At 44.1% G+C, this 20,597-nt stretch carries 18 protein-coding genes and 1 tRNA gene; 5 read left to right on the forward strand and 14 right to left on the reverse strand.

Annotation, left to right across the window (positions count from 1 at the left end):
• Positions 1 to 70: 70 nt before the first annotated feature.
• The 3 genes from BMW43_RS03025 to BMW43_RS03035 are packed head-to-tail and all read right to left on the reverse strand — an operon-like array spanning position 71 to position 3,834.
• The gene (locus BMW43_RS03025) at positions 71 to 349 is read right to left on the reverse strand and encodes a PTS sugar transporter subunit IIB (protein ID WP_091743920.1); all 279 of its coding nucleotides are present in this window, start codon (positions 347 to 349) and stop codon (positions 71 to 73) included.
• Positions 350 to 379: 30 nt separating this feature from the next.
• Complete coding sequence (locus BMW43_RS03030) at positions 380 to 859, reverse strand: PTS sugar transporter subunit IIA (RefSeq protein ID WP_177173443.1); 480 nt, start codon at positions 857 to 859, stop codon at positions 380 to 382.
• Positions 860 to 864: 5 nt separating this feature from the next.
• On the reverse strand, positions 865 to 3,834 hold the full coding sequence (locus tag BMW43_RS03035; protein WP_091743922.1) for a sigma 54-interacting transcriptional regulator: 2,970 nt from the start codon (positions 3,832 to 3,834) through the stop codon (positions 865 to 867).
• Positions 3,835 to 4,428: 594 nt separating this feature from the next.
• On the opposite strand from BMW43_RS03035, the gene proC reads away from it, so the two are divergent.
• The gene (proC, locus tag BMW43_RS03040) at positions 4,429 to 5,241 is read left to right on the forward strand and encodes a pyrroline-5-carboxylate reductase (protein ID WP_091743923.1); all 813 of its coding nucleotides are present in this window, start codon (positions 4,429 to 4,431) and stop codon (positions 5,239 to 5,241) included.
• Positions 5,242 to 5,309: 68 nt separating this feature from the next.
• On the opposite strand, the gene BMW43_RS03045 is transcribed toward proC, so the two are convergent.
• The 4 genes from BMW43_RS03045 to BMW43_RS03060 all read right to left on the reverse strand — a co-directional run bounded on the left by BMW43_RS03045 (position 5,310) and on the right by BMW43_RS03060 (position 9,459).
• Positions 5,310 to 5,822: a YjbQ family protein gene (locus BMW43_RS03045; protein WP_091743924.1), complete on the reverse strand. Its 513-nt coding sequence runs from the start codon at positions 5,820 to 5,822 to the stop codon at positions 5,310 to 5,312.
• Positions 5,819 to 6,523: a triose-phosphate isomerase gene (locus BMW43_RS03050; RefSeq protein WP_091743925.1), complete on the reverse strand. Its 705-nt coding sequence runs from the start codon at positions 6,521 to 6,523 to the stop codon at positions 5,819 to 5,821. The genes BMW43_RS03045 and BMW43_RS03050 overlap by 4 nt, the downstream gene beginning before the upstream one ends.
• Positions 6,524 to 6,584: 61 nt before the next feature.
• Positions 6,585 to 7,418: a class II fructose-bisphosphate aldolase gene (locus BMW43_RS03055; RefSeq protein ID WP_091743926.1), complete on the reverse strand. Its 834-nt coding sequence runs from the start codon at positions 7,416 to 7,418 to the stop codon at positions 6,585 to 6,587.
• A gap of 469 nt (positions 7,419 to 7,887) precedes the next feature.
• The gene (locus BMW43_RS03060; RefSeq protein WP_177173444.1) at positions 7,888 to 9,459 is read right to left on the reverse strand and encodes a bifunctional metallophosphatase/5'-nucleotidase; all 1,572 of its coding nucleotides are present in this window, start codon (positions 9,457 to 9,459) and stop codon (positions 7,888 to 7,890) included.
• A gap of 305 nt (positions 9,460 to 9,764) precedes the next feature.
• On the opposite strand from BMW43_RS03060, the gene BMW43_RS03065 reads away from it, so the two are divergent.
• Positions 9,765 to 10,223 carry a GNAT family N-acetyltransferase gene (locus BMW43_RS03065; RefSeq protein ID WP_091743928.1) on the forward strand — a complete coding sequence of 153 codons (459 nt, stop codon included), beginning with the start codon at positions 9,765 to 9,767 and terminating at the stop codon, positions 10,221 to 10,223.
• Positions 10,224 to 10,418: 195 nt separating this feature from the next.
• Here BMW43_RS03065 and BMW43_RS03070 read toward each other — a convergent pair whose 3' ends face one another.
• Positions 10,419 to 11,126 (reverse strand): Bax inhibitor-1/YccA family protein, encoded by a 708-nt coding sequence (locus tag BMW43_RS03070; protein WP_091743929.1) that lies wholly within the window; start codon positions 11,124 to 11,126, stop codon positions 10,419 to 10,421.
• 232 nt (positions 11,127 to 11,358) lie between these two features.
• On the opposite strand from BMW43_RS03070, the gene BMW43_RS03075 reads away from it, so the two are divergent.
• Positions 11,359 to 11,811, forward strand: a complete 453-nt coding sequence (locus BMW43_RS03075) for a DUF805 domain-containing protein (protein WP_177173445.1) — start codon at positions 11,359 to 11,361, stop codon at positions 11,809 to 11,811.
• 244 nt (positions 11,812 to 12,055) lie between these two features.
• Here the strand turns inward: BMW43_RS03075 and BMW43_RS03080 are convergent, their stop codons facing one another.
• The 5 genes from BMW43_RS03080 to BMW43_RS03100 all read right to left on the reverse strand — a co-directional run bounded on the left by BMW43_RS03080 (position 12,056) and on the right by BMW43_RS03100 (position 17,236).
• Positions 12,056 to 12,373: an L-rhamnose mutarotase gene (locus BMW43_RS03080; RefSeq protein WP_091743931.1), complete on the reverse strand. Its 318-nt coding sequence runs from the start codon at positions 12,371 to 12,373 to the stop codon at positions 12,056 to 12,058.
• Positions 12,374 to 12,412: 39 nt separating this feature from the next.
• A complete protein-coding gene (locus tag BMW43_RS03085; protein WP_091743932.1) occupies positions 12,413 to 13,735 on the reverse strand; it encodes an MFS transporter in 1,323 nt (440 codons plus the stop codon).
• 141 nt (positions 13,736 to 13,876) lie between these two features.
• The gene (gene rhaD / locus BMW43_RS03090; protein ID WP_091743933.1) at positions 13,877 to 14,695 is read right to left on the reverse strand and encodes a rhamnulose-1-phosphate aldolase; all 819 of its coding nucleotides are present in this window, start codon (positions 14,693 to 14,695) and stop codon (positions 13,877 to 13,879) included.
• Positions 14,696 to 14,701: 6 nt separating this feature from the next.
• Positions 14,702 to 15,943, reverse strand: a complete 1,242-nt coding sequence (locus BMW43_RS03095) for an L-rhamnose isomerase (protein ID WP_091743934.1) — start codon at positions 15,941 to 15,943, stop codon at positions 14,702 to 14,704.
• Complete coding sequence (locus tag BMW43_RS03100) at positions 15,944 to 17,236, reverse strand: rhamnulokinase (RefSeq protein ID WP_091743935.1); 1,293 nt, start codon at positions 17,234 to 17,236, stop codon at positions 15,944 to 15,946.
• 299 nt (positions 17,237 to 17,535) lie between these two features.
• Here BMW43_RS03100 and BMW43_RS03105 point away from each other — a divergent pair, with 299 nt between their 5' ends.
• Both BMW43_RS03105 and BMW43_RS03110 read left to right on the forward strand, forming a co-directional pair.
• Positions 17,536 to 18,291, forward strand: coding sequence for a DeoR/GlpR family DNA-binding transcription regulator (locus BMW43_RS03105; protein ID WP_177173450.1), 756 nt, complete (start codon positions 17,536 to 17,538; stop codon positions 18,289 to 18,291).
• A 601-nt stretch (positions 18,292 to 18,892) separates the two neighbouring features.
• A tRNA-Arg gene (locus BMW43_RS03110) sits at positions 18,893 to 18,967 on the forward strand.
• A 259-nt stretch (positions 18,968 to 19,226) separates the two neighbouring features.
• Here the strand turns inward: BMW43_RS03110 and BMW43_RS03115 are convergent.
• Positions 19,227 to 20,546, reverse strand: coding sequence for an MFS transporter (locus BMW43_RS03115; protein ID WP_091743936.1), 1,320 nt, complete (start codon positions 20,544 to 20,546; stop codon positions 19,227 to 19,229).
• Positions 20,547 to 20,597: the final 51 nt, after the last annotated feature.

Genomic DNA, 20,597 nt, shown 5'->3' on the forward strand with positions numbered 1-20,597 from the left:
CAAATATTATAAAACTATTTACGATAACTTCTCGGGGAACTGTCGCAACACTTAGTATCCTGAGGCATCCTTAGCGCAGATGCTCCGCAATCTGTTCCAAAACTTCTTCTTCGCCGATACCGGTAATAAGATTGATGGCACTGACAACCGGAACAGAAAGCTTATTATTCACAAATGTTGTCGATACAACCAAGTCGATATTGGCCGCATGACTGGCCAATTCAATGATTTTGCACTGAAAAATATCCGCGGTAATACCCCGCTTTTGCAGTCCCTTCTTGACTTTTTCCGCAACAATCGTTGATGTAGCAATTCCTGTACCGCAAACAATCGCAACGCGTTTACTCATGAATTTCACCTCCTTATATAGATTTGTCCATTAGGCTCCTATTTGCAATGCCTGGTTAAGCAGCGATACCGCCTGTTCCCGCTCCACGGCCTTACGTAAGTTACTCAGCAGGGTGCGGTTTTGAAAGAGCGAGGAAAGTTTCTGCAGCATGTTGATCTGTTCTTGCGGCTCCTTGATCGCCAACATGAAAACAATCTCCGCCTCGATAATCTGACTGGGATTTCCCATCATCTGAAACAATACCGGTTTTTTCAAAATGCCGATGGATACAGCGGCTCTATTCACATGAACAGCATCGGTATGGGGAATGGCCACCCCGATTTCAGCCGCCGGCAAGCCGGTGGGATAATGGACTTCCCGTTCTTGAATAGCCTGGATATACGACTCTTGCACATATCCCTGACGGAATAAATTGCCGCTCATTGTTGCCAATACTTCACACCGGTTGCTGGCTTCAATCCCTACCAGGACCAATTCCGGCACCAAGGCAAAAGCTTCTTTTCCATTCATTGGACTCATCCTTTCTCCCCATAGTTGTGCATTGCTGCCATAAATTGCTCGGATGTTTTTACCTGCTGTACTGCCGATAAAAATTCCTGAGAACAAATAAGACTGTATAACTGTTTAATCATTGTCTGGCACTCCTCGGTTAAAGCCAGCATATAAACAAGCTGAACCGGATTACCGTTCCACTCAATCGGATTTGCCAGTTTGGCGATGGCAATCCCCGGCTTCTTTACAAAAGAAGGATCTGTGTGAGGCATCGCCGCTCCATTGCCCATATAGGTAGGCCGCAAAACTTCTCTTTGATAAATTCCTTCCAAAAAGTTCTCATGCACGTATTGCTGCCGGATCAATAAATCGCTTAAGCTTTGCAGTACCGCTTCCTTCTCCTGTACAGCAGGATCAACTACTATAAGTTCCGGCGCCAGCAATTCCTGCAGGGTATAATCATGGACTGCGCCGGAGTTAGCCGCAACAAAACGTTCACCCTCCAGCAGCACTCTGATTCTTTGAATACCATCACCCTTGACAAGTTCTTCAATAGAAATAAAAGCCACCTGCGGTAAGGCCGGGTCCACTGTTCCGATAACGGCAAGCACCGTTTTCGTTCGTTGTACATCCTGAATAACCTGGTGCAAATTCCCCTGAATGGCGCCAAACGACATGATTTCAATCTGTTCAGGCAGCTCCGGCAGCAACGATTCGATTAATTCCTTAACTTTCAAAGCCGCCCCCTCACCGGTAATGCAAACAGTTATCAACACCTTAGGCTTGGTTTGCGATTTTTCCTTTTTAAGCCCCAACCGGGAAACGTAGCGGGGATTTTCCTCCAATGAGCCGGCCAGCTCATCCAGTGTCATTTGCTGCAAGGCAGCCTTGCGCACCGCTTCAATGGCCAGCACGGTATCCACCCGCGAAATTACCCTTGTCTTAATGCCTGTCTTTTGAGTAACCAATTCCCCAAAGGTAACTAACGATCCCATATCGACTAAGAGCAGGACACCTTTTCCCTCATCCGCCGACTTTGCCGTGTCCAAAACCCGCTCCAGGGCATTTTCCGGGCTTTCATCCAATGACATCTCTACACTTTTAGCATGCATAACGCCTAACAGCCGGTTAGCAACATCCGCCATTCCTTCGGCAACATGGCCATGGGAAATAATCACAATACCTACCCGGCCCTCTTCCAGTCGCTCTGTCTGGTTGGCAAATGTAACCAGATACATGGCCACAAAGCCGATTTCATCCTCGGGAAATTGCAATTGCAATTCGTTCTCCATGATCGAAACCATTTTTTTCGCCGCTTCATATTCATGGCGGTGCTCTTTTTTAATCGTCTGCAGATGAGGATTGACGACCATCCGCCCTTCTTCTAAACGGTCCAGCGTCGTTTTCAAATGAATCGCCAGGCAATAGAACAGTTTGTCCTCGGCAAGCTGCAATTCATGAGATAGCAACTTCTGCACTTTTTCACACACATCAAACACTTTTGCCCCGACAATTTTCACCAGATCAGTTTTTAAAACAGGACGGACATTGGTTTCAATATGCTTGATGATTGTTTTAAAACGAACCTCCAGTTCATCGCCAATGATACAATTAATAGTTTCGTCACTCATATTTTTGTTTTGCAAATCCTGATAGCGCTCTTCAATATACTGATAGATAGAAGACGATAACGAGTATATATTTTCCGTCTCCTTTGCTTCCTGAACGGTATGATCAGGGTGGACAATCAGCTTTCCCTCGATCAGTTGTTCAATATCCTGGCGATTTTGAATTTTTAATAGGCCTTTGCGTGCATACGCCGGCAAATCCTCAACGGTAATACGGATTATATTCCCCTGATTGATCACATGGTTCAGAAAGGCTCGCGCGCAGGATACCTGAATAACGCTTAACAATTGTCCGATATTGCCCGGACACTCAAACAGCAGTAAGGCCCGAAGAGTTTCCGCATCAATCTCGATTGAGTTTTTCGTTCGCATAGCTTCCTGGGCAAAGAAAGCCGACATTAGCTCAAAGCGTTCATTAAAAGGACGGGCTGCTAAAGAAGGAATTTCGATCAGCATGGGAATGCGGCGGCGAAAGGTAATGAGCAGCGAGGAGTCCGGGTTTTCCGTGGTTGCTGCAATGATCATAACCGATGCATGACGGACCAGTTCGGTTTCACCTAAGCGGCGAAAACAATTTTTATCCATCAGGTAAAATAAAAGTTCCTGTCCCTCCGGCGGTAAACGATGAACTTCATCTAAGAATAAGATTCCGCCATTCGCCTTTTCAACCAGGCCTTCCTTATCGGCCGCCGCACCGGTAAAGGCACCGCGGATATAGCCGAATAGCTGAGCCATCAGCAATTGCGGGTTATTAACATAGTCAGCGCAGTTAAAGAAAACAAATGGCGCCTGCCGCGAGATCCGCTGTACACTTTTGGCGTATTGATACATGGCTTCGGCCAAATCACTTTTCCCAACTCCCGGTTCTCCCAAAATCAAGGTATGAAGACCCTTGGGTGGATAGAAAATGGCAGCCTTGGCCTGTTCAATAATGGTTTTCAAACTGCCCTGATAGCCGATAAAATGGGCAAATACGTCATTGGTTATGTTTGTTTCCTCCGGCTGCTGCGTGCCTGGCAGCATTGCTTCTTTCCGCAACAATTGGGCGGGTTGCGTTTTTTTCGGCGGTACCGGTTCGCATTCCCTACGGTATTCGCGAATCGCAAACCGCGAAATGTCAAATCCCTTGCTTCGCAAATGTTGTGTCAGGTCCCGCTCAGAGATATGCGGGCTTTTTTGCAATATGTCCTTTAATGCGGCCATCAGAACAGGTTTTCGTCGTGTACGCGAATCGGTGATACCATATTGCCGTCGCAAGCCCGTAACCTGCTCTCTTTTCATCCCCAGCAATTGGGCAAGTTGTTCGTCGGTATACGGTTTTTTCTTATCTTCCGTTGCAAGCAGCTGATTAAGTAATTCCTTCATATGCCCCTCCACCCTTATTTAATAGCATAAACCATGCCAAGCAAGGTATATATTGTAGACTGTTGATTTTTTGCCGCACTCAGGGCTCTCTACTTATTACAAAGTATACCAATCATCGACAAAACATACCATACCATTTCAAAACATACCATGTCTGACTCGTTTATCTTTAAAGTGTAAATTGTAGTGGCATGTCTTTTATTATGAAATAAATGAATTGGAACAATGAGAAACATCTGTTTTATTAATTTACAAATTTGTACTATACTCATACTATCGGACTAGAGCGTGTCTACAAACTAACGGAATGATCTATGGCGAGTGATTTTTGCGCCAGACGAATTATACCCTAAAGGGCACACGAAATTTTGCAGGAATAGCGGCCCCTGTTTCAAAAAATTTTAATGGCACAAAAAACACCGTCAGGAAGCGCTTGGGATAGTTTAAAGACACGCCCTGGATAACAGCAAGTCGCTTCGTTAAAAGAGCATTTGTAAAAAACAATCACTATAAAGATTGATTCAAAACATTCCCGTTTTTCATATTATCGAGTTATCCAGTATGACTCTGCGAAAGCCTTAAGGAGGATTTATCATGAAAGAACTTGGTTTTATCGGCTGTGGCCATATGGGTGAGGCCATGGTGTCCGGCGTATTGAAAAGCGGCTATTTAACAGGCAGCGACATTCTCGTACATACCGGCCGTCCGGAAAGCCTGGAAGCGCTGCACCAAAAATACGGAATCCAAACAGCCCAGACTAACCGCGACGTTGCCCGGCAGGCAAAGCTCTTGCTGCTTGCGGTCAAACCTAACATGTATGCTGCTGTTATCAACGAAATCCGCGAAAATATCCAGGAAAACTCTATCATTATCACCATTGCCCCCAGCTATTCTATCGCAGCAATACGAGCCGCCTTTGGCAAGCCGCTGAAAGTGGTGCGGGCCATGCCCAATACCCCGCTTATGGTTGGCTGCGGCATGTCCGGCATCACCTTCTCGGACAATATTACAGAAGCGGAAAAACAAAGTGTTCACAAGCTCTTCAACAGCTCCGGTACAGCAATAGAAGTGAAGGAAGACCTGATGAGCGCCGTCGGCTCTGTCAGCGGATCATCACCGGCATTTGTCTATATGCTGATTGAGGCTATGGCGGATACCGCCGTGGCCCTGGGACTTTCCCGCAAAGATTCCTATTTGTTCGCTGCTAAGGCCGTCGAAGGCGCCGCTAAAATGGTGCTGGAAACTGGTGAGCACCCCGGAGCATTGAAAGATGCAGTCTGTTCGCCTGGCGGTACAACAATTGAAGGAGTACTGGCCCTTTCTGCCAATGGCTTTAGAGGAAACATTGCTGAAGCCATGCTTCGCTCGGCAGATAAATTCCGTGAAATGGAGAGCGCTCAGAAATAACCCATTCGTAAATGAAATAAGCCAGCCGAAACCGGCTGGCTTATTTCATTTACTTCTAACTTTCTCTGTTATTTCCCTAAAACCTGTATATAGATATTCCGGTTACGCGCTCTATTCTGATCCCAGTCAACAAAATAGATGTAGCCAACCGTTCCGGTCATTAGCTTTCCGCCACGAATCACAAAGGTTTCACTGGAGCCAATCAAGGTTGCTTTGAGATGAGCATCTGTGTTTAACAATGTTCCGGGATCAGGAGGATAATTCGGATCATTTAGGCCCATGGCAAATTCGGTATGTTTAGGACCCGGGCTGCCATATTGTCCTTCCGTCACACAACGGGGAATAATTTTATCCAAAATTCTATTCAGATCTACCTGGATTACTTCATCACCGTTAAAGTTCCGATCATGCATATATTCCTCAAAAAATACGGAACAAGTAGTGTGAGGAGTACTTACTACTACAATTCCCTCCTGCACTTTGCTTTCGGCAATGATTCTGCGGACCTCTTCGGTAATTTCATGATAAGACGGACGATTTCCATTCGATTTGACTACTAAAGTATCTCCATGTACGATCATGACAATTCAATCCTTTCTTTTTCTGTTCTTTTTAAGGCCTTTATCATTTCGAGAATCTTTTCTTTTCGATTGGGAGCATTTAATATGCCACTGGTGCCACCGCTGCCATCGGCTCCCTGCGTAATTACCCGGTACACATCATCACCGGTACTTACACCGGCCGCCTGGATAATTAATATGGAAGAGTCAATTGCCTTCACGGCTTCGTTGGTCTCAAGAATATAGCTGTCATCACTGGTGTGTCCTGTGCCGATCAAACTGGTCGGCTCACAAATGATCACATCCGGCTTAAGCTGCGCCACAGCTTTACATTGCGCTACACTGTCGGCACACACGATTGTAATGATCCCCAGTTCATCGGCCCGTCTCATAGCCTTATCTAAATTGGCCAGCGTCAGTGGACGTTCCGCGTGATTTAACACTACCGCTGCGACTCCGGCATGTTTCAATGCCTCCGGCAAAACATGACCCATGCCTCTGCCCGGGACGATTCCATCCATATGTTGAGCCGTAACAATGAGCTGAGAAGTATGCTGAACAATGGCCGGAATATCAACCAACTGCGCAGTAAACATGACATCTATGTTGTACTCTTTGGCTAATTGATCGGCAACTTTAGCTAATTCCAAACTTTCTTTTCCATAAATATAGGATTTCGGATTAATAATCAGAAAAGGAGCCTTTATCTTGCGCTTATTCATAGCTTTTCCTCTTTTCCTGCGATTTTACTGAAGCCGGTTCTGTGTAAACAATAGGTAACGGTTATTTCTTGGTTGCAAAAACAGCATAGTAATGTCTTAAGCATTTTTGCACACCTGCTTTGGCAGAAGCCTTTACCTTCAGGTAATGATCGGGCTTTTGTTCCTGGATTTCATTCATGGCCGCATTAAGGAAATCAGAAAAAATATTAATTTTTGTTATTCCATTCAAGGCGCACCGATTCAAATTTTCATCCCCCGATGAAGATCCGCCATGCAAAACCAAAGGCGTATCAATAGCTGCTGCGATTTCCCGCAACCGGTCAAAGTTAATTTCCGGAACACCCTTATACATACCATGGGCGGTACCGATGGAAATAGCCAGCGAATCGACGCCTGTTGCTTCCACAAATCGGCAGGCATCTTCTACGGTGGTGTATTCTGACTCAGTCAACTGGTGATTTTCATAGTTTTCGCCTGAACCGACATGTCCGATTTCGGCTTCTACCACAACACCCCGTGCCTGGGCATAAGCTACGATTTCTTTGGTCTTTTTTACATTGAGAGCAAAATCATCCTGCGATGCATCAATCATTACAGATGAAAAACCCAGATCAACCGCTTTTTTTATAACACCCGGAGTAATCCCATGGTCCAGATGCAAGACCACCGGGACTTTAGCATTTTCCGCATATTTCTTGCCGATCATAGCGGCATCTTCCAATGATATGCTGTCGCCAATATGGCTTTCCGCTAAAGCCAGGATTAACGGTAATTCAAGTTCTTCAGCTACTTCCACATGCCATTTCAACCAATCCACATCAATGAAATTTGGTGCCGGAATAGCAAACTTCTCCTGCTGCGCTTTCTTAAATAAATCCTTAGACGTAACTAACACTTGCTTTCCCTCCATTCCTATATTGCACATATGGTCAATTAAATAGACAAAAGTTCACTCGAGGGTAAAAAATAAAATGGTCATAAGTGAAACGCACTCTCTTATTCACCACTTGTTTAAAACTTTTTTGAACTTTTGTTTAACTAATTGGTCAAATGTTCAATGTAGTGTAAAAATAAAACGGATGATCATCCATGGCTCTAGCATAGTCCTTATCAGCCTATTTGTCAATACAATATATTGAACTTTTCCGAAATAACCGACTATTCCGCCCCACCAAGCTTGGATTTGACCTCTTCCACAAATTTTCTCCGGTGCAAATCCATCAGGATTTCTCTGAAAGCTATACTTAACACGCCATCTTCTAAAGACCACCCGCCTGTAATCTCTATATTATGCAATTTATTTGAAGCAATTTCCTGGTGATTTTTTTAATTGCTATGCTTAAGTATTCTCCATCACCTGGGCCTTATGCAGCATCTATCCGGCGTTCCCGGAAACTTATGATATTCAAACGAGTATCACCGGAAAAATCAATCACTTTCATTTTTCGCAGGGTATCAGCCAGGACATCTCTGACCGGAATATTCGTATCGTAAAGCCGGGTTCCTTCTTTAAACATTGTAAAGCCATCCCCACCGGCTGCCATAAAGTCATTCGTAACAACCTTATAAATTTTTTCCGGCTGCAACGGTGTGCCATCAGCCATGGTAACCGCAACAATCTGTAGCTGCTTTGTTTCATCAACCTTAGCAGTTACAGCTAAGCCGGAATACTGAACCATACCAAGCTGCCCGTGCGTAAATCCGTATTCCAACACCTTCATAATCTGTCTTCCTGTCAGCTCCACCGTAAACAGAGTGTTATCAAACGGCATGACTTCATAAAGCTTTCCCATCGTAATGCTACCGGCAGCTATCCCTGTGCGCAGTCCTCCGCTGTTTTGAAAGGCAACATCGGCCTGCACTTTCTGCCGCATCGTGTCTGTCACCCATTCGCCCAGGATGGTTTGGGATAAGCTATAACGGTCATGGCTAAGCTCGTGCACAGTCTCTCCCACCGCTATGTTTTTAACGGCGGCCAGTTCTTTTTGCGTTTGATCTAAAAGCAGCTTAACGCCAGCATCAGCCGGCAGTTCCGGATAAGGTACGGCTATACTGGCAGCGGAACTGGTTACGGTATGATTGTCTTTATTAAAAGCAAGCGAAATAACACCGACGGCCCGGCCATTATAGTCAGCCTGTACCACGGGTATTCCATTAACTTTACCATAGACGGTCTGATGCGAATGGCCGGAAACAACCGCATCAATACCATGAGTCGCGAAAGCAGCATCTACCGCATCGCCGCTAAGCTGCCCGTCTTCATTCATCCAACTGGCAAGATGGGACAACACTACAATCACATCGACATTTTGCTTTTTTAATACAGGCACCAGTTTATTGATTACCTTTGGGGGATCTTCAAAAAGATATCTCCCTACTATGTTAGGATTGGCCTTATAGGCGGTCTCCGGTGTGGCAATACCGATAATGGCCACCTTCACACCCTTGCGCTTGATCAGGGTATACGGCTTAACAAAATCAACCGGCTTTCCTGTATCCCGTTCCAGGATATTCGCGCAAACATACGGGAAGTTAGACTGCGCGATGCGTTCCTTTAATACCTGAATGCCCCAGTCAAACTCATGGTTGCCGAGAGTCATGGCATCAAACGAAGCGTCATTCATCACAGCAACAACTGTTTTTCCATGCAAAAGATTGGAATCGACAGTACCTTGAAACATATCACCTGCACTTAATAGCAACGTCCCTTCGGGATTCTTGGCTTTAAGTTCCTTTAAAAACGTTACCAACTTAGCTGCGCCAGGATTCTTGCCACTTTCCGTCAGAGCACCGTGAAAGTCATTAATGGTCAGTATCTGTAGTTGAACAATATGATCGTCTTTGCTATCTTCGGCTGCTACAACCTGTACCCAGCCTAGCATAAGGAAAAAACTTATACTAAGGACTGCCAAAATACCACACTTCCTGATTTTCATGACCCGCCTCCCCATTACAACCATATCCAATATTTCGCCCGCTATTTGAAGTTTCCCTAGCTGATAGCTCACCGTCAGCTTCCATCTAGGGCTGATGTAGCATGCTTAATTAATAAGCATTGAATCATAATGGTTATTTCTTTATGGAGGCTGCAACTCCTCCAAACGTAAACAAAGAACTCAGCAACAGCAACTTTTTACTCAAACTCTTCCGTTCTGTTAAAATATGTATTTACCGCTTGCCTTTAATTTGGCTAAAATATAATCAGTAATAAAATATTCAGGTATGAAAAGAGAGGATAGCTATGAAATTTATCTATACCAATGGCCGCAACCAAGACTTCGTTAAACTCAGCCAATTGTTAGATGAATATCTGAATGAGCTTGCCGGAGGAGAGGCAAACCGGCAACAGTATATTCCCTACAACACGCTTGATGCCATTCGTGACGTGGTTTTAGCTTACGACGATAGCAGCAGCCCTATTGGCTGTGCCAGTTTTAAATTTTATGATAATAAGATTGCTGAGGTTAAACGAGTTTTCGTAAAAAGAGAGCATCGCGGCAAGGGAATTTCCAAAGAATTAATGCGTTTACTGGAAGCACGGGCCAAAGAAAAAGGCTATAACACATTACTATTAGAAACAGGCGCTTCTCTGGTTGAGGCTATGGGTTTGTATCGTAGCTTAGGCTATGTCATAATGCAAAACTATGGTCAATACAAGGATTTGCAGGAGTCGATTTGTATGCAAAAGAACCTGTTGTAACCTTTCCGTATAAGCTCCAGGCGTTCCTCTTAATCTCCTCCCCTGGCATAATGAAGAGAGATCACTGGGGTAAAAACCATTGATCCCTCTCGTTTTACATGTCTATTACTTTTTTAACTTTGATATTACTTCTAAAGTTCGAATCATCCGTTTACATTAGAAATCCGAATACGACAAGCTTCAAGGCCCAAATGATTAGCGCCGCTTACCAAAAATACGCAAAAGGTAAAGAAATAAATTGATAAAATCAAGGTACAAGGTTAATGCCCCAAGTACAGCAAACTTGCCGATACTTCCCTCGTCATTCAGTTGATGAGCTATTTCTTTTAACCGTTGAGTATCATACGCTGTTAAACCAACAAAGATTAAAACACCAACATAGGTTAGTACCCACATTAAAGCCGAACTTTGTACAAATAGATTAACCAGAGATGCGATAACAAGTCCAATTAAGGACATAAAAAGAAGGTTACCCCACTTACTTAAATCCGCTTTTGTTAGATAACCATAAATCGTCATTGCCCCAAAAGTTCCGGCAGTAATGAAGAAAACACTGGCAATCGAGCCATGGGTGTAACGCAAAAATATCGACGCCAGCGTTAACCCATTCAATGCGGAATACACAAAAAACAAAAAGCTGGCGGCTGTTGCACTGAGTGACTGGATCGAATTACCCAGAGCAAAAACAATGCCCACTTCCGCCAAAAGCAATCCATAAAAGACTAATTTACTGCCAAAGATCAAACTGAGCAGAAAGTGTGAGTGAGCGGTATAAAAAGCAAGTACGCCTGTTGTCAAAAGCCCGAACATCATCCAGCCGTAAACCTGCATAAAAAAGCTTTGTACAAGCACTGCCGTCTGACTGCCAGTGGTGTGGTTATACGAAGAAGGGATATTTTGCATTCCTGCTAACACTCCTTTAATCCTAAATATAGGTAAATTTACTATACTATAGAATATTTATCTTTGCAATGGCGTGACTCTCTACCTTCAACTATGTACCACCTCGTTCAAAATATTTTTTTATTTTTAAAACCTAACTTATCTATTGCAATTCTTACATTGCAGGGAAATATTACCCTGTGACGAATTCGGTATTATACCAACTACAGAACATCCAAAAGCCACGAGGAGGTTGTTTCAACTGAATATTTTGCTCAATCTATTTAAAAAAGACGGGGTTTTCTCATTTACCGGAAGAATCAATCGGTCTAAATATATCATCAGAAGTCTCGTTTTCTTATTAATGTGTATTGGAAATATGTTTCTTATGTTAGGCACGTTTCATCTGTTGGGCGATAAGCCCATTTCCTGGATTATTGTAATAGCGGTAGGTTTCTTCATTATTCTTTATAGTCTGGCCAACTCAATAAAGCGACTCCACGACCTAAATCTATCGGGACTGTGGATTTTACTCTGGGTAGTACTCATTGGCTTAATAAGTAATTTTTTAGGTTTTTCAACAGCAAAATTAACAAACAATATTATCTCCTTTATTATCTGGGTAATTATGATCTCTCTGCCAGGAACACCAGGCCCCAATAAATACGGAGAAGATCCTTTAGCTACAACTCATCCAACAACATAAAAGAAAAGACACAGCTCTGCCTTAACACAAGCTGTGTCTTTTCATAAAACAAACACTAAGACGCAAAAAGGCATCTGCAGCAGGACCGCAGAGGTCCGAACTTTTGATAATGTAAAAAACAGCCTCGCGCAAATTCGCGCGAGGCTTTGATTTTGCGACAAAGAGGGTGAATTTCCTCCGTGCTCTCTTTGACAGGCGCTCTGTCTTACTGGCATGTATTTACCTTTATGACATCGCCCGATGATTACTCCAAGAAAAACACCTGTTCCAACTTAGGCTGTGCACCGGTCTTCGGATCCATGACCATGATCATAACATCTTTCATATACTCATTCCATTTGGCAACAACCGGACTTTTTCCTTGAACCTCGGCCGCATAACCGGCTCCTTTCTCACATTCGTAATAGCCAAACAATTCATTGCCCACATTCCAGATTGTATAATTACGGATACCTGCAGCTTTAAGAACACTTTTCATTTCCGGCCAAATCTCATCATGCCGCTTCTTATACTCCTGCAGCTTTCCTTCGTGTACAATTGCTTTCCAGGCATATCGATCCATATGATAGCCACACTCCTTATTGCTTGGATTTTACTTTCGCTAGCAGGAAGTCTCTTCCTGCGCGTTGGCGGATAGTTCCTGCGCATATTTTGTCCCGTAACGCTCTTCTTCAATTTGCTCCAAGGTCTTACCGCTCGTGTCCGGCGCTCCGATTGTCCCAATAAGCAAGCTGATAGCTGCAAAAGCAACCATGAGCACCACCGCATATCTAAAGCCTAAACTCTCCATGATAATCGGGAAGGCAAAGGCCCAGACCGCAGCGGCAAATCGCGTAACAAAGAAAGTAAAACCCTGTGCAGTTGCCCGATAGCGCGAAGGAAACAGTTCACTGCACCAAAGCTGATAAAAAGCCTGCTGACCTGCACCATTGTTAATTCCGGCAAAAGCAGTAAAAGCAAAAACCATTCCCATTGTCATCGCTTCCGGCGGCAAGAGCCACATCGACCATCCTACCACATAAATAGCACCGATGACAAAATACAAAAGCTTACGGTTTACCCGATCTCCCAGCCCCATGAAGATAAAAAATGTCGCTAAAATGGATATGACAAAAGACCCAACTTGCAAAGCATTACTCATCGCATTGGAAAGGTTGCCTACATGTTCAAAGATATAGGGCATAAAGAAGCCCCAGGTACTGGCACATAAATTCCAGATCGAATACACTCCACAAAGAAATAATACCGTCTTAAGATTAATCCCGCTAAACAAGACACTATAGGAAGGCTTCTCCAGGCGCCCTGTGGCAAGTAATTCATTTTCCTTTTTCTTCGCTTCCTGCCAGTCCTTAGATTCCGGCATCCGCAGCCGTTGATACCATACCCATGCTGCCACAATGATTAAGTGCCCGAATACCAGCCTATTCCCCAACAATCCCCAGTTGTTTACAAAAACGGATAAGAGCAGCACGACCGCCGGGCCAAGTGCCCAGGCAAATTGCGCCGAACCACAATGCTTGGCTCTGTTTTCCGCCGGCGCCTCTTCGGCAATCATCGTCCACGATGCCACAACATCGGCACCTACACCCAATCCCACAATGATATAACCGCATAAGAGCATCGGATAGTTCACACCAAAAACAATAAAGAGCATCCCGATAATATAGACAAGCAAATCATAGGTGTACACAAACTTGCGGCCGTACTTATCGCAAAGGCGACCCCCGATTAATGCCCCCACTGCAGCCGAACCGGCATTTGAACTCAGTGCGCCCAGAAGTCCCAATTGCATTCCGTCCATTCCCAAATAGGCTTGCCATAAACTTAAGCCCGCGGCGCCTGCTACAATAGAGCCCGCATCGATATAACTTGTCATAGCGGCAATAATCGTTTTCTTCCATGCCGAAGGTTCTTGGTTTTTCATTGTCTTTACCTCTTTTCTCTTTATGAATACTCCCGAATTAACAATAAACTCAGTATGTTCCGATAATTCAAGCTGCAAAAACCTGTCATAAAGAAAGGTGAGAGAAGGGCTGAGTCCTCCTCATCGCCTTTCCATATTAGTTCAATCTAGAAATTCTTCTTTCAGGTCAATTTTAAAATCTTTGGCTAAATCTTTGAATCCCTGTACAGGAATCGTTTGCCGTTTCCCGCCCATAGCCAGTACCTTCACGCAAATCTCCGCCGATTTTTCCACGGTGTCCATCAGACCAAAGGTACTGTCAAAATCTTCGCCGGCACAAAAAATTCCGTGATGCGCCCAAATGGCCACATCATAGGTTTTCATCAACTCACCTGTTGCTATGGCAATATTCCTGCCGCCGGGAACCATCCAGGGTACAACTCCTACGCCTTTAGGAAAAATAACCGGACATTCGGTCATCATTTCCCACAAAGTGCGCGTAAACACTTTATCTTCCAGGGGAAGTACAAAAGTAAGCGCAATAACGTTGGCCGGATGCGAATGATAAATCACCCGGTATTTCCCCCTGGTTATTTCTTTCTTAATGCTATGATTTAACAAATGAGTAGGAAATTCGCTGGTTGGAGTTCCGCCTTGCTCAAGACCCCAAACAATACTGTAGTTCTCTCCTTTTTCATCAACATACACTATGGCAATATTATCCTCAGGACATAAACTGACATTACGCATAAATTTACCACTGCCGGTTACCAGAAAATATTCTCCTCCCAGATTAGGTACACTTACACCGATTGGAGCAAATTGACTAGCCGGGTTCAATTCAGCCTGAATGGAAACAGCCTCTTCCTGTTTTAGGCGATAACTAAAATTCCCGCCATTCCGTTCATGCCAGCCCTTTTTAAAACCATCTTCTGTAACTCTGATGAAACCCTTAACAAAATTCATATCTGCAATCTTCATGTTTGTTTATCCCCTTTTTGACAAGACCGTTTTTTCATAGTCGAGAACTGTTTTTAGCCAAGTCTCCCGCACCGGCACATTATGTGTCGCACAGAAGTAGTCCCAGATATCGCCAACCGGATATAATTTCAGTTCTTCCTGCAACGTCATCAATTCGGAAAATTTCCCGGCAGTTTGCAATTCAGCCAGTTTTTGATGAGGCTGTAACAAAGCATAGAGGAGAGACTTTTGCATATTTCTCATACCAACAACCCAGGCCGCTATACGATTTATACTTGCATCAAAAAAGTCCAGGCCAATAAATACTCTGTCCAGCGCGTCACAACGGACAAGCTCCTTGGCAATCTCCTTTGTTTCATCATCAAATAACACGACATGATCGCTATCCCATCGTACAGCCCTGGTTACATGCAGTGCCAACCGTTCATAAAACAAAAGCATCGAAGGTATTTTATCGGAAACCACTTCCGTCGGGTGATAGTGACCATTATCCAGCAAGCACAGCACATCATTTTTCGCAGCATAATTTAGATAAAATTCATGGGACCCAACAGTGTAAGACTCCAGACCAATCCCAAACACTTTCGACTCTACGCTGTCGGCAAGATAGCGTGAGTCCAGTTTTTCCGCAAAGATTTCATCTAACGATTCTTTTAGCCGCCGTCTCGGGCTCAAGCGGTCCGCCGGAATATCTTTATAACCGTCGGGAATCCAAATATTATTTAACGCAACACTGCTCAGTTCTTTCCCGAAATACTCCGCAATTCGCCGGGAAGCTTTGCAATGATCAATCCAAAACCGGCGAATTTCCTTATCCGGATGAGATAAGGTCAAACCCTCGGCAGCTTTAGGATGGGAAAACAATGTGGGATTAAAATCCAAGCCCAGACCTCTTTCTTTGGCAAACTGTACCCAGGCTGCAAAATGCTTTGGCTCCAGTTGATCGCGCTCTACTTTCTCATCGGTAATCGCATAGGAAGCATGCAAATTAATCTTATGAGTTCCCGGTACCAGGCTAAGGGCCTGATCAATATCGGCCATCAATTCTTCCGGATTTCTTGCCTTGCCGGGATAGTTCCCTGTAGCGGCAATCCCGCCGGATAATGCGGCAGCATTTTCAAAACCCGAAACATCATCACCCTGCCAACAGTGCATGGAAATTTTTACATTTTCCAGCTTTTTTAACGCCGCCTCCACGTCCACTCCCACATTCTTGTATAAATCCTTTGCTGCCTCAAACCTTGTCATTTAACCTTCACTCCCCACTTTTTTTATATCGAACGACCTCTTGATGATCTCCCTGGCTTCTTTCAGTTCAGCAAGGTCTTTCGCTTTCAGCATTTGTACCAGAATATTCCCCAACGCAGTTGCTTCTACCGGCCCGGCATAGACCTCTTTACCGGTATAATCGGCAGTAAGTTTATTTAAATATCCATCCTTGCTCCCCCCGCCCACAATGTGGATACGGGAATACTTTTTAGCGGTAATAGCCTCGATTTCAAGCACCGTATCGGCATAGCTCTTGGCTAAGCTATGATAAGCACACGCCAAAATCTCGCATTCGGTTTCCGGCTTTTCCTGATTTGTGCGCTCACAGTAATCCTGCAAAGCCTGAATCATGCTTTTAGGCGCTAAAAAGGAAGTGTCATTAACATCAACAAGCGAGGGAAAATAACTGCCCAGCTTGGCCAACGTACACAGCTCGTCAAACGAATAGGAATGCTTAAACTCCTGGCGGATGGACTGTATCAGCCAAAGTCCCATAATATTCTTCAGGTAACGGTAACGATAATGGTAGCCGCCCTCATTCGTAAAATTTCGGACTCTGCTTTCCTCCGTACAATCTGCTATTTTACGTTCAATTCCCATTAACGACCAGGTGCCCGAACTCAGGTAGATATAGTCGTCGTCATTGGCCGGTACAGCCAAAATAGCCGAACCGGTGTCATGGGTCGCCGGCAGAACCACTTCCGTATTAAAACCCACCAGCTTCTGTATTTCTTCCGTTAAACACCCCACTACCGTTTTAGGTACATGTATGGTACTGAATAAATGTTTAGGCAGCCCCAGCTTCTCCAGCAGCTCCCAGTCCCAGTCCTGCGTATCCGGATTCTGCAGTTTAACCGCAAACAATTGATAGATTGTATTAAACGGCAATTTTTGAATTCCGTTTCGGTAGTATAGATCAGGCTCACTGATGACTTCATACACCTTTTTGTCGATATCTTTAGTCCGGTTATCACGATAGGCTACAGCCTCACCTACCATTTCCTGAGTTTCATCAAGTAAGACAAAATCCACTCCCCAGGTATCGACGCCAATACTTTTGGGAATGCAATTGTAACGTTTGCAGCGGGCAATTCCCTCTACCACCTCGTGAAACAGACGCTTCATATCCCAGCAAAGATGAGCGTCCCGTTCAATAAGTTTATTCTCAAAACGATAGACCTCTTCAAGGCAAAGCTTTTGATTTTCCATCCAGCCTACTACATGGCGCCCACTGGATGCACCGATATCAATGGCTAAATAGTAGTTTCTCATTTTTCTCCTCCATTGCATTAAAATCCCCAATCAAACCAATTATCCGAATCTTTCAAATCATCTTTCTGTTTCGTATATTACCACAAAAACAAATCAAAAACAATATATATTTTCTTTATTTATTTTTGTTTATGTTGTATTTTCTTTTTATAAATTCATTTTATTGTCGTTTTTTATTCCCTTTTTGCCTATCATGTTGTTTTTCCGGGCAAGAAATTGTATACTAAAATTAGATAATTATATCAAACAAGAACTGCCTTTACCTTCACCAAAAAGTATAAGTAATCGAGGTGATTTTTATTTTAGGTCTAGAAAGACGCCAAAAAATCATGGAATGTTTAAAGCAAAACAACAAGGTTTACGTAAACGAGCTAAGCAAGTTGTTCCAGGTAACCGAAGAAACCATCCGGCGGGATTTAGAGAAGCTTGAAAATGAAGGATTATTATATAGAAGTCACGGCGGGGCCGTATTAAAAGATCCGATCATTGAAGATTTATCTTTTTCCAAACGGTCGGTAGAAAACTCCCCGGCCAAACAAATTATTGCCGATAAAGCTAAGCTGTTAATCAACGACGGTGACACGATTATGGTGGATTCCAGCACAACGGCTCAGGCATTGATTCATCTTTTAGTAAACAAAAAAAACATTACGATTATCACCAATTCCATTAAGCTTTTAAACGATTTTGCCGATACTGATTTCACGATGATTTCCACTGGCGGCGATTTACGTTCCCACTCCTTCGCTCAGGTCGGAACGGCGGCTTGCAAAGCGCTCAGTCGTTACTATGTTGATTTTGCCATCATTAGCTGTAAGGGAATCGACCGGGAAAAGGGAATTATGGAATCCAATGAAGCCGAAAGTGATATTAAACAACAAATGGTTCGGCAGGTCAGGTCAACGCTTCTTTTGGTAGACCACTCCAAGTTCGATAAGATTTCATTTATAAAAACACTTGATTTTACCGATGTTGATTATATCGTTACCGATCAAAAACCAGATATAGGCTGGATAAACTTCTTAAAAAAACATAATATCAAACTAATCTACTAACACTTACCAGCTAAAATCTTAGTAATGGCTCGCTTTTATCCCCCAAATACGGCCAGCGAAGAGAACGCCATAAGGAAGCAACAACCCCAAGTCGCAAACGAAAAATGGCTGAGTGTTTTTTCATCACTAAAAAGAAAAGGCACAAGAAATATCATATTGAGAAAATGACGTGCGCAACTCAAGTTATCAAGATATAAAGTAAAACACAAAAAAGCCTTCTAGCAATTGCTAGAAGGCTTAGCCTTTTCTTTGGCGCTCCCGGGCCCGATTATACATTCTGGGGAATCAATAAGCCCTAGTAGAATCAACACTCTGTTGGTTTTAAATTATTTTGAGCATGTAGATTTTATGCTCTTTACTACGCATTGCCTGCCTAATTCGTAGTACAACTGTAAATAAAATTATATTCTGTGAGATAGAAAAAACACTGTTGGGTTGAAAACTCTCCGCACGAACGTATGAATAAGATTATTAGCTAGACCTACACTTTTGATAATAAGGGGAATAATCACATAAATTCCCTAAAATTATTTTTTAAAATAAATAGACAATCTATATTCGATATGCTATAATAATATTCGTCTTTAAATGAATGTTTTATGCGCCCGTAGCTCAGGGGATAGAGCACCGGTCTCCGGAACCGGGTGCGCAGGTTCGATTCCTGCCGGGCGCACCATAAGAAATTTAAAACCTCTAGCAATTTTGCTAGAGGTTTTTTACTGGAAACTATTTATTTTAAAACTTAAAAAAAGGGCGAGAGTGAGTTGCTACCAGCAAATGATCACTCTCGCCTTTTTTACATCCCTGTTTAAAACTTGAAAAATACCTTTATATCGAACACTTCACTGAGAGCAAACAACCTTCCTCTAAATTCGTTTCCAAACAATACACTAATCTGATTCCGTTCGATTATAACCGGCCCTGCCCCCTGTTTCCTATCGACTGATTTCGTCTAATGTCTTGCCTTTCGTTTCCTCACCGGCAAGCCATACCGTTACCGCTACCAGCAGCATGACCGCGGTAAACATGGTAAAGATCATTTGAAAACCGCCTTGTCCCTGCAGCATGAAGCCCACAATGGTAGGCGCCAAAATCCCGCCAATCCGCCCGACGGCTGCGGCCCAGCCGGAACCGAAAGCCCTTATCCGGGTAGGATAGAGTTCGGGAGTATAGGTATAAACAACACCCCAGGCTCCCAAATTGAAAAATGACATCAAACTGCCCCACAAGAGTACTACGCCCGGCGTACCGCCTTGTCCGAAGAAAAAAGCAGCCACAGCACTAAGCGCCAGAAAACCGCCCAGTGTCGCCTTCCGTCCGATCCGGTCCACCAGATAGGCTGCGGCAAAATAGCCGGGCAACTGAGCAAGTGTCATAATCAACACATACTCAAAAGTTTTAAGCACTGTATAACCCTGTCCCACCATCAACGAAGGCAGCCAGGTAAAAATACCGTAATAAGAATATACAATGCCAAACCAGATGATCCACAAAACCAGCGTCCGTTTAAAAAATTCGGGCGCCCATATATCCGAAAAGGCATTGCGTTTGACCGGCTCCGACGGTGGAGCTATCATATCGTTTACCGGCGTCAAACCGGCCCGGCGCTCAATATCACAGACAATATTATGGGCTTCTTTGATCTGACCTTTGTCCAGCAAATACCGGACCGACTCGGGCACCCAATTCCACAGATAAAATACATACAGTGCTGGCACCGCACCGATAAAGAACGCCATTTGCCAGCCATAATGCGGGATAAGTAAATAAGCGATCAAGGCCGCCGCCAACCAGCCTACTCCCCAGAAGCTTTCTAAGAGAACGATAAACCGCCCCCGTTTATCCGGTGGCGCATATTCACTAACCAATGTCACCGCTACCGGCAGTTGCCCTCCCAGACCGAAACCAACCAGAAATCGCAGTACGACCAGGGAGGAAAAGTTCCAGGCAATCCCGCACAGCCCTGTCGCGATACTGTAAAGAATTAACGTAGAGGCAAACATTTTTTTCCGGCCGATCCGGTCGGCAGCCGAACCGGATAAAACAGCCCCCAGAGCCATGCCTACCAGCCCGGCACTACCAATATAGCCTACCTGCGCGGCGGTAAGACTCCAGGCCTTCGCCAAAGAAGGCAGCACGAAGGCAATAATCCCCGTGTCCATCGCATCAAACATCCAGCCCAAGCCGGTAATCACAAGCAGCCGATAGTGAAAACTGCCGGCAGGAATTCGCTCCAAACGACCAATAATATCCATAATACCCTTCACCACTCCAAACTTTACATCTGTCTTGTCACATGTTCATTA

Origin of the sequence: Propionispora vibrioides (assembly GCF_900110485.1) — a bacterium.
In the GTDB taxonomy this organism is placed as follows: domain Bacteria; phylum Bacillota; class Negativicutes; order Propionisporales; family Propionisporaceae; genus Propionispora; species Propionispora vibrioides.